Raw genomic sequence first — 244 nt, forward strand, 5'->3', positions numbered from 1 at the left:
TAAAAATCTGGATCAAGCTGAAAATTGAAACGACACACATGTTATGTGTGTTCGAGTCTCTCAAATTTTCGCAAACCGATGGTGAATCGAAAGAAACATCTTCGGGTTGTGAGGTTAAGCGACTAAGCGTACACGGTGGATGCCCTGGCAGTCAGAGGCGATGAAGGACGTGCTAATCTGCGAAAAGCGCCGGCGAGGTGATATGAACCTTTGACCCGGCGATGTCCGAATGGGGAAACCCAGT

The 244-nt window shown here is 48.4% G+C and carries 1 rRNA gene; it reads left to right on the plus strand.

Annotated elements, in window-relative coordinates:
• Positions 1-112: 112 nt before the first annotated feature.
• Positions 113-244 (plus strand): 23S ribosomal RNA (locus tag ABFY71_RS19085); the annotation flags it as partial.

This window comes from Devosia alba (genome assembly GCF_039938915.1).
GTDB classification, from domain to species: Bacteria; Pseudomonadota; Alphaproteobacteria; order Rhizobiales; family Devosiaceae; genus Devosia; species Devosia alba.